We start from the raw sequence: 15,828 nt of genomic DNA, 5'->3' as shown, positions 1-15,828 counted from the left end.
GCGTCTGCCTCCTGGAGGGCTTGATATCATATGCCTTCTATGATGACATATGTCTGTCAAAGAGAGAGCTCGTGCGACACGAGTCTCAACGAGAGGAACGCACGATGGCGTCACCCAGCCTCCAGGACGGTATCGACAAGGCCGGTTCTGCGGTACAGCTTCGATGGACCGACAATCCCCGGGTATGGACCCCGCCCGTGGTCCCGCCGGAATACTCGGGCTGGCGTAAGGAGCAGGCCGCCTGGCGGGATTCTGTCGCGCTCATGGACTTGTCCTACCACATGTGGGACACCTTCATTTCGGGGCCGGACGCGACGCGGATGCTCAGTGAGCTGAGCGCGAACAACTATGAGAATTTCGCCATCAACCAGGCCAAGCAGCTCGTCACCGTCAACGAGAACGGCTTTCTGATCGCCGATGGCATCCTGCTTCGGCGCGGCGAGCAGGACTATGTCATCACCGGTCGTCCGACAGCCCAGAACTGGATTACCTATCAGGCGCAGCAGGGTGGGTACGACGTCGAGCTGAGTAGTGATCCCGACTGCTCGCGCGACCCGAACCACATCCCACCGTTCTTCCGGTATCAAATCCAGGGCCCGTCTGCCCAGAACTTGATCGAGGTGGCCTTCGACGGCCCGCTGCCGGAGACCAAATTCTTCCACGCCACGAACGTTTCCCTTGCCGGCAAGACTTTCCGTGCGCTGCGTCACGGCATGGCCGGTCAGCCCGGTTACGAGTTCATCGGCGACTACGCGGACCACGCCCCGGTGAAGGAGGCGCTGATCAGGGCTGGGGAGCAGTTCGGGCTCGAACTCGTCGGCGCATTGGCTTACCCGACGGCCCAGGCCGAGGGAGGATGGGTCCCCGCGCCGATCCCCGCGATCTACGACGCCACCGCGCCTCAGAATGCCTATCGCTCATGGCTGCCACTACATACTCCGGACGGCATGCAGCCGCTGCACGGGAGCTTCTACTCGCCGGACATCGCCGACTATTACCTGACGCCGTACGAACTCGACTACGGGCGGTCGATCTCGTTCGATCACGATTTCCTGGGCCGTGACGCGCTGCGGGCGTTGAAGGACGCTGATCGGCGCCACAAGGTGACGTTGGTGATGCGGGCCGACGACGTAGAGGCGGCGCTGGGGGCTGACCACGGGATCGTCAACACGCTGGCGAAGCAGCGCGTCGAGCACGATGGCACGTTGGCTGGTGTCACCGAATACACCGCGTTCAGCGATCCGTACGGAACGATGCTGAGCCTGGCTCTGGTGTCCGAGGACATGGCCAAGGCCGGCACCGAGGTGACGGTCGTGTGGGGTAACCACCCCGGCGGAGATGTGGCCCCCGACGCCGATCTCGGGCTTGCGCGTATCCGCGCGACTGTGCAGCCCTGCCCGTACAACGAGTACGCCCGCGCCGGCTACCGCCAGGACTGACGTCCGGCTCACCCGGCGTGTGCCACGTGCAACTTATGCATGCGGCAGACGCCGGGGTCGAGCCCTTGTTGCTGTGCGATCGCGAACCTAGCCTTCACTAGGATGATCTAGTGATCGGCGTCACTGTGGCCGAGAGGAACAAATGTCATGGCTGGTCCCACTCTTCACGATGGTATCGAGCAGGCCGGATCCGCTGTCGATCTGCTGTGGAAGCCGGGCACACCGGCATGGACCCCCGAGGTGGTCGAGAAGGAGTACGCCGGTTGGAAGGCGGAACAGCACGCCTGGTTCGACACGGTGACCATCGCCGATCTCTCGCACCACATGTCCGACACGGTGGTCGAAGGACCGGAGGCGACGAAGACCTTGGCCGCGACCAGCGCCAACAACTACGAATCCTTCGTGATCGGCCAGGCCAAGCAATTCGTGCCCATCGGCGAGGGTGGGAATATCATCACCGACGGCATCCTGTTCAAGGAGTCCGAGGAACGCTACGTCCTCAGCGGCGTGCCTGCGGCTCAGAACTGGGTCATGTATCACGCCCGCAAGCTCGGCTTCGACGTCGTGTTCGACACCAACCGGGAAACCTCAGCTCGCCCGGCGGACGTGGGACCGATGCTGTTCCGCTACCAGATTCAGGGGCCGCTGGCCGGTGAGCTCATCGAGCGTGCCTTCGGTAGTCCACTGCCGGCGACGAAGTTCCTCCACTCGACTCTGGTGAGCCTGGAGGACAGGACATTCCGCGCCCTGCGGCACGGAATGGCCGGCCAGCCCGGCTTCGAATTTCTCGGCGACTGGGCGGACGCGGCCTTCGTCAAGGACGCGTTGATGAAGGCCGGCGAGCCGTTCGGCTTGGTACATCAAGGGGCGTTGTCCTACCCGACCTCCTGCCTGGGCAGCGGCTGGATTCCCTCGCCGACACCAGCCATCTACACCGACACCGAACTCCTCGACTATCGCAAGTCGATCCCGCTCTACTCCTACGAGGGCATGAAGCCCCTGCAAGGCAGCTTCTACTCCGACAACATCGAGGATTACTACACCTCGCCGTACGAGCTCGGCTACGGCCGGTCGATCTCGTTCAACCACGACTTCATCGGCAGGTCCGCGTTGGCAGCGGCCGAGAAGAACACCTCTCGCACCAAGGTCACGCTCGTCTTCGACAAGGCCGACATCCATCGGGTGCTCGGTGAGGATCCAGGCTTCGTGCACCACTACTGGCGCAATCGTGTCGAGGCCAAGGATGCTCTGGTGGGGGTGACCTTCCAGAGCGGCTGGCTCGACACGGAGGGCACGGTCCTCGCGCTGGCCGTGATCGACAAGAAGTTCGCCGAGCCGGGCACCCGAGTCGAGGTCGTCTGGGGTGAGCACCCGGGCGCCGGAACAGCACCCGACGCGGATCTCGGCTTCCCGCGACTGCATGCCACCGTGCAACCCTGCCCCTTCGACGAGATGGCCCGGACGCTCTATCGACGGAACGCCGGCTGACTCTCCATCCGCGATCGTTCCGACGGCTGTGCCCCGAGAGAAGTGCCGCGTCGGGCCGCCAACCCGGCACACCCTTGACTTCATCTCGACGAGCCCGAGGAGAAACAACGTGACTCGGAATACGGACGGGCGCGAGGACGCGGCCCGCGACCAGCAGTGTTTCAGCCTCCAGGCGGGACGGGCCCTACCCGGTCCACAGCTTGTACCCGGCCATGCGAGCAGTACCCCGGAAAAGGAACCGATTGCCCCGATGAAGAACAAATCCCAGCGGCCGTCCCGAGCCGTACCGTCGTCCGTGTCCGCCCAGCCGGTGCATAGTGCAGCGACCATCGTTGTGGCGTGCCTCGGAGCATTCGTTTCCTATCTTCCGCTCGTGGGTATATCGGCGGCCCTGCCGATCCTGGGACGAGGGTTGAGTGCCTCCACCAGCGAACTCCAATGGATCACGGACGTGTTCATCCTGCCGACCGCCGTTCTGGTGCTGACTTTCGGAACGCTCGGAGAGCTGTACGGCAGGAAGAAGGTCTATCTCGGCGGAATGGCGGTGTTCTGCGTCGGCTGGATGGTCTGCCTCACCGCAGGTAGCGTGGCACAGGTTTGCGGGGGACTTGTGCTCGCAGGCATTGGCACCGCTGCCCTGATGCCCTCGACCCTGGCTCTGATCGGCCACGTTCGCACGGACCATCGCAGGCGGGCCGCCGCTATCGCGCTGTGGACCGGCTCCCTCGGGCTGGGGCTGACGCTCGGACCTGTGTTCAGCGGCCTCATCGCCGAGCATGCGAGCTGGCGCTGGATTTTCCTGCCGCCCCTCATCCTGGGGGCGGTTGCCTTCGTGACTGCAGCCACCGTGCTGACCGAGTCCCGCGCCGAACATGCCCGCCACCTCGATTTGCCTGGGCAAATACTCGCCATCGTCGCACTCACGGGCTTGGTCTTCGGCGTGATCGAAGGCGGAGCCGCCGGTTGGGGCGCGCCCATCACCATGTGTGCGTTCGTGCTGGCCGCAGTCGCGCTGCCCGCCTTCGTGGTGGTCGAACTGCGTTCCACCGCACCAATGCTCAACCTCCATTTGTTTCGATCCGCCGCGTTCTCCGGCGCCGCTCTCGTCATGACGATCACACTGTTCGCCCAGGTCGGTCTCGTGTTTGCGTTGAGCGAGTACTTCGGCCTCGTGCGCCACTACTCGACGCTGGACATCGCCATCCGGCTCATCGCGCTCAACGGCTTCGCCGTCGTGCTCGGCCCGGCGCTCGGCCGCATGATGGACCGGCTGACGCCGGGACTCGTACTGATCGCCGGGCTGCTGATCGCCGGGATCGGGGCGCTGTGCATGCGATCCTTCACTACCGACACCAGCACCGCCACCCTCGTGGTCGTCATCGCGATGCTCGGCCTGGGCATCGCGCTCGCAGTCGCACCGATCACAACGATCGCCGTCAACAGCGTGCCACCGCAACTCGCGGGGACCGCGGGCTCGGCCAACAGCACACTCCGGCAGGTCGGCAGTGCGCTGGGGCCCGCCGTGTTCGGAGTCGTCCTGACCCATCGGCTGCTGGCCACACTGCCTGGCCACCTCGCCGGAGCCGGCTTGGACACCGGCGACCAGGGCAAGGTCCTCGGTGTCGTGTCGAAGGCCGGCATTCAGGCAGGGGCATTTCTGCATCTGGACACCGGGCAAGGCACCGCACTCGCACATGCCGCGTACGGCGCGGGCTTCAGCGACGCCCTACACAGCTGCGCCCTGATCGGCGGCATCGGCATGCTGTTGGCGGGCGCCCTTGCTCTGGCGCTGATCGGTGTGCGGAAGACCCGGATGTAGCACGGCCACCGTGCCGATGGACGGCTGCATCAGCGGGGCATCATGGGGGTGGATCGGAGGAAAAGCGGGAGCCGCCAAATCGATGTGCTTACCCACATCAGGAGCCAATGCGGTTGCAATAACATTCGCCACTAGATCGTCCAAGCGATAGGCTACCTCGAGGTGGTCGCACAAATTTCTCACCTCGTGTATCGGTGGTGCACAGCCGGGATGACGTCCAGAGATGGAGGGCCGATGGTCGGACGGCGCGTGACGATGCGCGACGTCGCTTCAGCGAGCGGCGTCTCGCCCGCAACGGTGGGGTTCGTCATCAACAACACGCCCACGCAGACGATCTCCGCCCCCACTCGCGAGCGAGTCCTCCGGGCGGCCAGAGAGCTCGGGTATGTGCCGGACGGTATCGCCAGAGCAATGCGGGAGGGGGCCTCGCGGATCGTTGTGCTGAACGTCGACCAGAGTCTGGAGGGCAACTATTCGCGCTCTTATATCAGTGGCCTCGACGACGAGCTCGCCAAGAACGACCATATCCTCGTGGTGAAGCACGGTCACCCGACCGAACGGTCGACCACTCAGCTCGAGCACATGATGCTGCCGCGGGCAGTGGTGGACTTCGCATCCCACTACACCACTGGGCGTGAGCTCGCGGATGGCGGCTGGAAAGATGGCCTCGCCGCCAATACCGCGCTTCAGATGGGTTATCTCGCGGAGCATGGGCACGAACGTCTGGCGATGGCACTGCCCGTGCACACTACGCCGTTCGGTCACGTCCGCAGGGAGTTTGCCCGTCAGGCGGTCGAAGGGCTCGGACTCCCGCCCTTGCTCTCGCTTTCCCTCCCTCGTCCGGATGCCGGCGGAGTCGATGCGTTGCGCATATTCACCGAGGAGCACGCGGTGACTGCGATCGCGGGCTTCACCGATGAGATCGCGCTGCGGGTGCTCAAGTGCGCGGGAGTGCTTGGGCTCCGGGTTCCGAACGATCTTGCGATCATCGGTTATGACGCGACCGAATACGCTGTGCTCTCCTCGCCCGGCCTCACCACTGTGCATATCGATGCCGACGCGCACGGACGCCGTGCCGCCCGTGGGGTCCTCGGCCTGGATGCGAGCGATCTGGTCGCTGCCCCCGCGAGGGTCCTGGTCCGAGAGTCGGTTTGATCGCCCGTCGTTCGCCGGATTCACAGTGCCCGGTAGGCGAGGCTTGCAAGTAATACCGGCGGTATCTGATCCACGGGATCGTCGTCCTGAGCCGATTGCGCGAGCAGGGGGTTCGGCGGCATCGAACTCATCTCTGGCGCTCGGCCGGATCCGTTGTGCGGCCCGGTTGGATATTCGAGTGGTGGTCGAGGCGCTCAGTGGGTGAACGGGTAACAGCAGGCCTGTGCCGCACCGGCATCGCGGGCACCACGCAGGCGCAGCTGGTGGGGGTGATCGGGTTGTGGGCGGGCAACCGATAGCCTCGAGGTGGAGCGGGGTGCACGCTGTGTTCGGCCGCCGGACGTCGGGCGGAGGTCAAGGACGCTCTTATTTTGTTTCCTCCGTGATCCAGGCAGCGATCTGAGCGCGTGAGCCGAAGCCGAGTTTGGTCAGGATGTGTTCGACGTGACCCTGGGCGGTACGTTGCGAGATCACCAGTTTGGCGGCGATCTGCTTATTGCTGAGTCCCTGGGCGACAAGGTCGGCGACCTGCCGCTCGCGCTTGGTCAATAACATGGATGCACGCGTTGTGCTGGCAGGTTGTTCGCCGAGCGCGTAACCGACAGCAGCGCCCATCCCCATCGCCTGGCCTCGCCGTAATGCCGCGTCGAACCTGCGCACGCCTAGGAGACGACGTATTGCCTGCTCACAGTCCTCGTGCGCGATGTTCAGCAGAGCAGTACTCATCCTTCCAGCTCGCCAGAGTCCCTGCGCGGCTCCCATCAGGACGGCCGCGCGCTCGGCATCACCCTGGTCGGCGACAGTCCAAGCCAGAGACTCGAGGCTGAACGCAGTGAGCACCGGGCTGTTCGGTCCCTGGTTCACTCGCAGTGACTCTTCAAGCAACTGTTCGGCACGGTCGAGTTCGCCGCGCTGCCATGCGGCCACGCCCAAGCCGCGTAGCGCGGCCGAACGATAGAGGAATTCACCTTGCGCTTCAGTAATGGAAAGCACTCGGCGGTAACGTTCGCTCGCTCGACCCATGTCGCCGCATATTTCGTGTGCCCAGCCGAGAGCGGTCAGAGCGCCGATATACAGTGCCTGCGTCCTGTTCGAGCTGAGCAACGCGACGGCAGGTTCGAGGGGGGACGACACTTTGGCCGCTTCGCCGCTACCCAGTGCGAGAATGCTGGCCGCGTAGGCGATCTGCGCTTGGATCACGGGGCCGGGGGTCTGTTCGGCGAGCGCTCGCGCCTGCTGCAAGAAGGCGGCCGCGGACTGGACGTCCCCTTGCGGCGCGGCTAGCCGACAGCCGACGCAGAGCGCCTTGATGCGGTCTGGTACCGATTGCGCGCCGGGGTGAGCGAGAACGCGGTCGATCCAGGATCGACCTTCGTCGAACAGACCGGAGAAACTCCAGAAATCGTAGAGCGCGGCGGTGATGCGCAGTCCTGTTCGGGCTGCTTGCCGGGTGTCCTCGGAGAGGCAGGATTCGAGTGCTTCGCGCAGGTTGGGTAGCTCGCGTTCGATGCGGGCGATCCAGTCGAGCTGCCGGTCACTGATCCACTCGGCTTCCGCGTCCAGCGCCAACTGCCGGTACCAGTCGCGGTGACGTCGCCGCAGCTCGGTGTCTTCGCCGGACTCTCGTAGCTTTTCCCGGCCGTAGTCGCGAACGGTCTCGAGCATCCGGAAACGCACAACCGTCTCCGAAGCGTCCCGGACCAGGGTCGACTTGTCCACCAGGGAGGACAGCACATCGAGCGGCGTCTCCGGCGCCAGGTCTGTATCACATATCTGCTCGACGGCATCGAGTTCGCAGCTGCCGGCGAATACCGACAGCCGGGCCCACAACCGCTGTTCGGTTGGGGTGCACAACCCATAGCTCCAGTCGATACACCACCGCAGTGTCTGCTGCCGCTCTGGCGCGGTGCGACTGCCACGGGTGAGCAGCGCGTACCGGTCGGTGAGCCGAGCCAGGATCTGCTGCGGCGACATCGTGCGCATTCGGGCCGCGGCAAGCTCGATCGCCAGCGGCAGCCCATCCAGGTGGGCGCAGATTCCGGTGACGGCGGCCTTGTTGTCCTCGTCGAGTTCGAAACCCGGCACTGCTGCCGCGGCGCGGTCGGCGAACAACGTCACCGCGTCGAAGCGGGGCAGCCCGGCCAGCGTCGGCTCCAGGTCGAGCTCCGGGACGGTCAAGGGTGCCACCCACATCACCGTTTCCCCGGCGATGTTCAGCGATTCGCGGCTGGTCGCGAGGATCCGCAGCTCCGGGCAGTTCCGGAGCAGCGTCGCGGTCAACTTGGCCACGGCCTCCACGACCTGTTCGCAGTTGTCCATAACCAGCAGAGTTTCTCGCGAGCTCAGGAAGTCGATGAGAACCTCGAGCAGCGGACTTGCCGATTCGTTCCGCACACCGAGGGTGGCTGCCACCACCTCGACCAGCAGCGCCGGGTCGGACAGCTCAGCCAGTTCGATCGACCACACACCATCGGCAAAACCGCGTTGTGCACTCGATGCCGCGCGCAGCGCCAGTCGTGTCTTGCCGATGCCTCCGGTTCCGGTCAACGTCACCAGCCGGCCGCTCGACAGCAGGTTCTTCAGCTCCGACATCTCGGCGCGCCGGTCGACGAAACTGGTCAGCTCGAGCGGCAGATTGCCACTGTGGTCCCGAGTAGCAGCGGTCGGCTTGCGCCGTGCCGGCATCGGTGGCTGCTGGCCGGGATGCTCGAGACCCGGTTCGCCCTGCAGCGCCATTTCATCGACCGAGAACCCGTGGCGCTGCTGCAGTTGCCGAAGTGTCTCCCCCAGCTCCGCCACCGACGGTCGCTCATGGCGGTCGCGGTTCATTGCTCTTTCCACCACCGCCGACACGTCCTCGGGGATGCCGTTGTCCCGCAGGTCGGGCAACGGCTGGGTAGTGATCCGGACAAACTGCGCGACCATGTTCTCGCCGCTGCGACGCTCGAATGCGGCATGCCCGGTCAGTGCACAGAACAGGGTGGCGGCAAGTCCGTAGACATCCGCGGCCGACGTCGGATCGTCCCCCTCGAGTACCTCCGGTGCGGTGAATGCCGGTGATCCCGTGACAACGCTCGCTGTGGTCTCGAACCCACCTGCGATGTGCGCGATACCGAAATCCGTCAGCGCTGGTTCACCGTACTCGGTAAGCAGAATATTCCCCGGTTTCACGTCCCGGTGCACGATACCGAGCCGATGGGCGCTCTCCAGCGCACCAGCGATCTTCACCCCGATCTGCAGCACCCGCTCCAAAGGAAGCGGACCATTTTCGCGGATCCACGTGTCCAGGGAATCCAGCGGGTGATATGGCATCACCAGATAGGGCAGCCCGCTCACTGTGGTACCGGCCTCCAACACGGTGACGATGTTCGGATGCCCGGTCAACCGGCCCATCGCGCGCTGCTCCCGTACGAACCGAGCCTGATTATCCTCGTCCAATTCCGCGGTCAGCACCTTTACCGCGACCGTCCGGTCCAGCGCTACCTGCCTGCAGCGATACACCACATCGAAACCCCCACGCCCGATCTCCACTGCGGTCTCGAAACCAGCAGTGGCCAACTCCGCGGTGACAGCCGTCACCGCGTCACGACGCGTTCGCAGCGGATCGACATCGGTCATCGGCAGACTGTGATCCGACCAGTATCTCTCCGGACACCGGGCAATATGCACTCACCTTTCGCTGATACCCAGCGTATCGTCCAAAGCGTCGACAGATCGGTAACGAGTACTCGCTGCTTTCGATGGTGACTTGCCAGCTGTTCTTCAACCGCAGCCGGCACCTGGAAGTCGATTCCGCCTGCGCCGAGACGGAATGTCGTCGTGCGCAGGATCGCCGTCTCCTACTCGACCCATCCGCTCGGACTCGACAGGCGCTCCTCCACAAAGGTTTCGGCGGCAACGTGCGGGTCATGGTTGCGACAGCACAGACCCGCTATCGGCCGCGGCGTCATTCGGACGCAGCGACGTCCACAGCGCTTGTGAAGCGGGCCGCCAATGCCTCGGAACCGCGTGCCAGGAGCGCGACATCGGCGCCCACCAGTACGAAGCCGGCGCCCGCAGTCAGGTACCTGTCGGCGACGACGGGATCGAACGCGTTGACCCCCACCGGAACTCCAGCCGCGCGGACTGTGTCGAAGGCTCGAAGCACAGCGGCGAGGACATCCGGATGCGTTTGCTGTCCGATCAGGCCCATGGACGCGGCCAGGTCCGAGGGGCCGACGAAAACACCGTCGACACCGTCGACAGCGGCGATGTCGCCGGCGATATCGACCGCACCGATCGTTTCGACCTGGACGAACAGCGACACATAGGAGTCGGCGTCCGGCAGGTATCCCTCGACGCGGTTCCAACGCGCCGACCGCGCGAGAGCGGAGCCGACACCGCGCCGACCACGCGGCGGATAGCGTGCTGCCTCGACGAGTTCGCGGGCCTGTTCCACGGATGAGACCATGGGAACCAGCAGATTCTGGGCGCCGAGGTCGAGGATCTGTTTGATGAGCACGGGGTCGCCCGACGGCACGCGAACCACCGGCGCGATCGAGTATGCGGCGATCGCCTGTAGCTGTGCGAGGACCGATTCGAGTCCGTTGGGCCCGTGTTCCATGTCGATCAACAGCCAGTCCAGTCCGCTGCCCGCACAGATCTCGGCAGCGAGTGCACTGCCCGAACACACCCACATCCCTGCCAGTGGACGGGACCGTGACGTGAGAACGTCCCGAAAGGTGGGGGTCAGCGGAAGCGGCATGAGATGGTTCCCATCGGTCCATAGTCGCAGAGCACGGTGTCCCCGCGTTCGATCCACACCGGGCGGGTGAACGATCCGGCGAGGATGATCTCGCCCGCGCCGATGTGTGTGTTGTGTTGGTGCAGTTTGTTGGCCAGCCACGCGACACCGGTGGCGGGGTGGTTCAGGACGCCGGCCGCCACACCGGTTTCCTCGATGGCCTCGTTGCGGTACAGCAGGGCAGATACCCATCGCAGGTCGATATCGGCCGGCGCCGCCGGATTGCCGCCCAGCACGAGACCGCCGTAGGCGGCGTTGTCGGCGATGGTGTCGACGATCGTGCGGCCTTCGAGTTCGATGTGCGAGTTGAGGATTTCCAGGGCGGGGGTGACGAACTCGGTGGCCCGCAGGACATCGAACACGGTGCAATGCGGTCCCCGCAACGGCTGGGCGAGCACGAAGGCCAGTTCGACCTCGATGCGCACGTTGGAGAAGTCATCGAAGCGGATGACCGCTCCGTTCTCCCACAACGTATCGTCGAAGATGACTCCGTAGTCGGGTTCGGTGATTCCGGTGGCGGCCTGCATGGCTCGCGAGGTCAGGCCGATCTTCCGACCGACCAGACGGCGTCCGTCGGCGATATTGCGGTCGCGCCACAGTGCCTGAATGGCGTAGGAGTCATCGATTCCGGCATCCGGGTAACGGGCGGTGATACGCGGGATCACACCGCGGCTGCGTCCGGCCTCGGCAAGTTCGTCCGCGATCGCGGTGATCGTCTCGGTGGGCAGCATCAGCGCTCCGCCTCGGCTCGCGACGCCTCGTACTTCTCGCGCCACTGTGCGTTCATGGGGAACAGTCCTTCGATGGGATATCCAGCCGAGACCTGCGTGGCTATCCACGCGTCCTCGTCCTCTTGCTCGAGCGCGGAGTCCACGACCTCCTCGGCCAGGGCTTGCGGCAGGACGATCACACCGTCGTCATCGCCGACCACGATGTCGCCGGGCTGGATCGTGGTCCCGCCGCAGGCGATCGTGATGTCGATGTCCCAAGGGACGTGCTTACGTCCGAGCACGGCTGGATGCCCGCCGACTGTGTGGACCGGAATGCCTACAGCCGCAACGGCACCGACATCGCGGACACCACCATCGGTGACGATCCCGGCCGCACCTCGGGCGTGCGCACGAAGCGCGAGCACATCCCCCAAGGTGCCCGAGCCGGTTTCTCCGCGCGCCTCGATCACGATGATCTCCCCCGCGCCAACGGTGTCGAAGAGCCGCTTCTGCGCGTTGTATCCGCCACCGTGGCGGGCGAAGAGATCTTCCCGGTTGGGCACGAACCGCAGCGTTCTTGCCGTGCCCACCATCTTCACCCCCGGTGTCAGGGGGCGCACCCCCTCGATCGTCACATTGTTCAGCCCGCGTTTGCGCAGTTGCGCCGACAGACCCGCGACGGGCGCGCGTTTCAGCTTGGTCCGCAACGTGGGCGATAACTCCGCACCTTCAGTCGATGTATTCGCCGCGGTCGCCGCCTCGCTCGTCATCGTGTGCTCCGTTCGTTCAGTGGATGCCGAGGTAGCCCTCGAGGGTTTCCGGCGTGGCGTGCAGCAGGGGTTCGTGGACCTGTTCGCCGGGAAATTCACTGGCCTCGAAGAACCAGCGACGCGATGCGGGCATGCCCCATAGTTGTGCACGCCGGGGATCGGTGACGTCCCAGCGGATTGGTGGCGTTTCGAGGTCGATGAACTGGTAGTGCGTGTTGAACAGCTCGACGCGGTGCTGGTCGGGGTCGCGCAGGTAGAGGAACAAGGCGTTGCTGATGCCGTGCCGGCCCGGGCCGCGGTCGATCTCGTCGCCGAACCCGAGCGCCCCCACGACGTCGGCGGCGTGGATGAGCGAGGTGGCATCGGGTACGGCGAATGCGAAGTGGTGCAGTCGCGGGCCTCTGCCATTGGTGAACACCAGATCGTGGGTGTTACCCTTGACCTCCATCCAGGAACCCCACAACTCGTCGGTGCCGTCCTTGGCGGTGTACTCGGACATACGCATACCCAGTCCGGTCCAGAAATCGGTGGCCTTCTGCACGTTGTAGGTGACGACCTGGAAGTGATCGATGCGTTGCGGCGCACCGGATGTGAACTCATCGAAGTTCTGCATCTTGCGGGGTACGACGTCCATCTCGGAGGTGAGCTCCATCAGCGTCCCGACGGGGTCCCGGAACTGCAGGGTTGCGCCCTGGTGCTCGCGCTCGACTCGCTGGTGCTCGATGTTGTTGTCCGCGAGGAACTTCTCGGCGAGGCGGATGTCCTCATCGGTGCGTACCCGCAACCCGACTCGACGTGCCCGAGGAATATCGGACTGTTCGAGGACCAGACTGTGGTGCGCAGCCTCTTCCAGACCGCGCAGATACACGGTGTCGCTGGTCTCCTCGGTGACGACGAGCCCGATAGCGTCGCGATAGAAGTCGCGGCTTTTCGCCAAGTCGGTGACGGACATGGTCACGTGGCTTGCGCGGGTGATCTGGAAGGCCGGATTCGGGTTTGTGACAGGTAGCATGATGACTCCAAACGGGGCGAACGAGACTTCGTGGCACACTCTGGCGGGGTCAGCCGTCAACCAGAGCGCGCCTCCCATTCAGCGATGTATCTGCGCCCGTAGTCGTTGCCGTTGGGCAGCCGGAAAGTGCTGTGCACGTGGAACCGGGCCGGTAGCCGGTTGGTCAGCCATACCCCCGCGTGGTGGTCCAGTTCGGCCAGAAACACCGGGCTCTGGATGCGCGTATAGGTCGGCTGAGTGCCGTCGGTTGCGCCATACCAGCAGAACCAGGTCTCATCGAGGTGAGCGTTGAACTCGGCCATCGTGAGGGCGCGCTGTGGATGCTGCAGCAGCAGGAAGTCCTCGGCGATCGAGCGCAGCAGCCCCCGCTGGTGCTCGTCGAGTTCGCCGGCCCCGATGCCTTCGTACGGCACCACGCGGTTGTCGCGAAACGCGCCCGCGACATGCCGTTCGTCTGCCGGGTGGAGGCGGTCGCCGGGCATCGATGGATCCAGCACGGATTCGTAGACCACAGCCTTCGCCCGCTGGTCTGGGGTCAGCGACGACGCGAGCTCGATCGCGAGCCGCTCACGCGCCTCGAAGATCGGTGGGCGCGCGCCGTCCGAGATCGCGGGCTCGGCGCCGATGAACACCGGCGCGGCCACATGCCGGCCGGCCACCGACACGAAGTTGACCGCGACGTGGTGGCCGAAAAGCTGCCAGCCCCAAGCGCCACCGATCGAGGGTGTGCCGTACAGCGAAGCCCAGTAGCTGCGGTTGTTCATGATGGCCGGCAGGTCCACCAAGCTCCCGAGGAAACCGTTGAGCGCCATAGCCTCTCGGACTCGTTCGTATCCTTCCGGACTCAGCGACGCCTGCACGAGCGCCAAGAATGCGTCGGACTTGTTCTCGTCGAGGTCCTCGAGCCGCAGACCGACCCGATGGAATACGAACTCCGGATTGCTCCATGCCCGGAAATCATTGTCGGTCAACGAGTGCGTGAACTTCTCGCGCTCCTCCGGGGCCAGCAGTGCCAGTATTTTCTGCGCTGCGGCGACCACCTCGGAGTCATCGGTCGCGGGCACGTCCGGGAGGGGGTAGAGCCCCTCCCGGACGACACCGTCGGAGGTGATGCCGACGAACGGCTCGTCGAGCAGTTCGTCCCAGTCGTCGAGCAGATCACGGAGGAAATCGGCGGACAGATACCGGTCGGTCGCGAACTCCTCGTAGGTCATCCCGCGGAACTGAGCTATATGCGGGTCATCGTGGTCGAACAGATACTCCGTGTACCCATCGGTCGGGAGTTCGACAGCTTCTTCACGTCCGGCCGTCCGCGCGGTCGAGAAGAAACCGTCGATGTCGTCACCGCCGCGCTGCGGTTTGTCCTTACTCATCGCTCACTACCTCGGTGTTGGTGATCTGTCTCCGATCGCCGGACGCCTCAGATCGGCAGGTTGAATATCCGCTTGGCGTTGCCGTACATGATCAGATCGCGCTGTTCGCTGGTGATGTCGAGCTCGTTCTGCATGAAGTTGACGCCCTGGCTCATCCAGCCGTAGAACACCGGGAACGACGAGCCGAACAGGTAGTGGTCCGCTCCGCCGACCTTGATCGCGCACTCGACCTGGTCCTTGCCCCACGAGTGCGGGTGGGTCAGGTCGAAGAAGATGTTGCGCTCCAGGTAATTCTTGATCTCCTTGCCGCCGGTCGGATCGAGACGAACCAGCGCTTCCTTCTTGTTCGACATGTGCGGGATCAGCAACTCCTGGTTGGCGAACCAGTTGCCGCCGAGCATCGTGTGGACGAAACGCAGGCCGGGCATCCGATCGAACATCCCGCTGAACAACTCACGGCCCACCGCGGTCGCCTGGTCGACGATGCGACCGAACTCACGGCGAAGGTTCGTGTAGTCGATCACCGAGCGCCACTCGACCGGCAGCGGTGTGTGATGCACGATAACCGGGATGCCGAGCTTCTCGATGGCCTTCAGGTACGGCTCGAATACCGGGTCGTCCAGGTAGAGCTGGCCGTAGTGGCAGGACAGCTGCACGCCGACCGCACCCAGGTCACCGACGCAGCGCTCGAGCTCATAGATGTTTTCCTTACCACCCCACGGAGGAACACACGCGGTCGTGAACAGCCGCCCTTCCGAGCGCTTGGCGACCTCGAAAGCGTTGTCGTTCACGACCTTGCACGTGTCGAGCCCCAGCCATTCCTGCCACACCGGAACGCGCATGATGCCGTAATCGACGCCGGCGTCATCCATCGCGGCGAGTTTCGCCTCGGCTGAGTAGTCGCCCTCGACGTAGTTGAGGTTCTGGTAGCCGGCCGGCTTCTCGAGAATCAGATGATGCTTACCACTGTCCATCGTCTCCACGCGAGCGATCTCGCCGAACCCACGTGGCGCACTGTTCAGGAATCCGTCGAGGGTCTTCTGGTTGGTGAACAGATCCTCCGGGACGTGGTGAATATTGATGTCGACGACAGTCATTCGGACTTCTCCTTCTTCTTCGTTCTGCTTGTGTTCGGCCTGATACGCGTACCGCCCACCGCCATATCGAGGCGCCGATCGGCGTCGGGCCTTGCCGAGGCGCCGGTTGGTGAGGGCTGCGTACCGAAAGCCGGTTCCTCTTGCGCTGGTGATCCATATCTCTGCTATAAAGATACTGATTT

Annotated in this window: 10 protein-coding genes and 1 pseudogene; 4 read left to right on the top strand and 7 right to left on the bottom strand. The window is 64.5% G+C overall.

Going from position 1 to position 15,828, the window contains the following annotated elements; translation table 11 throughout:
* Positions 1 to 104: 104 nt before the first annotated feature.
* From NV1_RS31355 to NV1_RS31340, 4 genes are all read left to right on the top strand, one after another.
* Positions 105 to 1,439 (top strand): aminomethyltransferase family protein, encoded by a 1,335-nt coding sequence (locus NV1_RS31355; RefSeq protein ID WP_067899616.1) that lies wholly within the window; start codon positions 105 to 107, stop codon positions 1,437 to 1,439.
* Between the two features lie 147 nt (positions 1,440 to 1,586).
* Positions 1,587 to 2,927 (top strand): aminomethyltransferase family protein, encoded by a 1,341-nt coding sequence (locus NV1_RS31350; protein WP_067899613.1) that lies wholly within the window; start codon positions 1,587 to 1,589, stop codon positions 2,925 to 2,927.
* Positions 2,860 to 4,746 (top strand): MFS transporter, encoded by a 1,887-nt coding sequence (locus NV1_RS31345; RefSeq protein ID WP_307630597.1) that lies wholly within the window; start codon positions 2,860 to 2,862, stop codon positions 4,744 to 4,746. Before NV1_RS31350 ends, NV1_RS31345 begins: the two co-directional genes overlap by 68 nt.
* 255 nt (positions 4,747 to 5,001) lie before the next feature.
* A complete protein-coding gene (locus NV1_RS31340) occupies positions 5,002 to 5,901 on the top strand; it encodes a LacI family DNA-binding transcriptional regulator (protein WP_245714015.1) in 900 nt (299 codons plus the stop codon).
* Positions 5,902 to 6,267: 366 nt separating this feature from the next.
* Here NV1_RS31340 and NV1_RS31335 read toward each other — a convergent pair whose 3' ends face one another.
* The 7 genes and pseudogenes from NV1_RS31335 to NV1_RS31305 all read right to left on the bottom strand — a co-directional run bounded on the left by NV1_RS31335 (position 6,268) and on the right by NV1_RS31305 (position 15,646).
* The gene (locus NV1_RS31335; protein WP_067899607.1) at positions 6,268 to 9,519 is read right to left on the bottom strand and encodes a protein kinase domain-containing protein; all 3,252 of its coding nucleotides are present in this window, start codon (positions 9,517 to 9,519) and stop codon (positions 6,268 to 6,270) included.
* A gap of 328 nt (positions 9,520 to 9,847) precedes the next feature.
* The gene (locus NV1_RS31330) at positions 9,848 to 10,645 is read right to left on the bottom strand and encodes an HpcH/HpaI aldolase family protein (RefSeq protein WP_067899604.1); all 798 of its coding nucleotides are present in this window, start codon (positions 10,643 to 10,645) and stop codon (positions 9,848 to 9,850) included.
* On the bottom strand, positions 10,630 to 11,415 hold the full coding sequence (gene hpaH, locus NV1_RS31325; protein ID WP_067899696.1) for a 2-oxo-hept-4-ene-1,7-dioate hydratase: 786 nt from the start codon (positions 11,413 to 11,415) through the stop codon (positions 10,630 to 10,632). Before hpaH ends, NV1_RS31330 begins: the two co-directional genes overlap by 16 nt.
* Positions 11,415 to 12,107: pseudogene (locus NV1_RS31320) on the bottom strand (RraA family protein); the annotation flags it as partial. The pseudogene NV1_RS31320 and the gene hpaH, both read right to left, overlap by 1 nt.
* A 73-nt stretch (positions 12,108 to 12,180) precedes the next feature.
* Positions 12,181 to 13,176 carry a 3,4-dihydroxyphenylacetate 2,3-dioxygenase gene (hpaD, locus tag NV1_RS31315; RefSeq protein WP_067899602.1) on the bottom strand — a complete coding sequence of 332 codons (996 nt, stop codon included), beginning with the start codon at positions 13,174 to 13,176 and terminating at the stop codon, positions 12,181 to 12,183.
* A 56-nt stretch (positions 13,177 to 13,232) separates the two neighbouring features.
* A complete protein-coding gene (locus NV1_RS31310) occupies positions 13,233 to 14,549 on the bottom strand; it encodes a DUF3500 domain-containing protein (RefSeq protein WP_084526029.1) in 1,317 nt (438 codons plus the stop codon).
* A 47-nt stretch (positions 14,550 to 14,596) separates the two neighbouring features.
* Positions 14,597 to 15,646: an amidohydrolase family protein gene (locus NV1_RS31305; protein ID WP_067899600.1), complete on the bottom strand. Its 1,050-nt coding sequence runs from the start codon at positions 15,644 to 15,646 to the stop codon at positions 14,597 to 14,599.
* Between the last annotated feature and the right edge of the window lie 182 nt (positions 15,647 to 15,828).

This window comes from Nocardia vaccinii NBRC 15922, from assembly GCF_001613305.1.
Classification (GTDB): domain Bacteria; phylum Actinomycetota; class Actinomycetes; order Mycobacteriales; family Mycobacteriaceae; genus Nocardia; species Nocardia vaccinii.
This window is presented reverse-complemented; position numbering and strand designations above follow the sequence as displayed.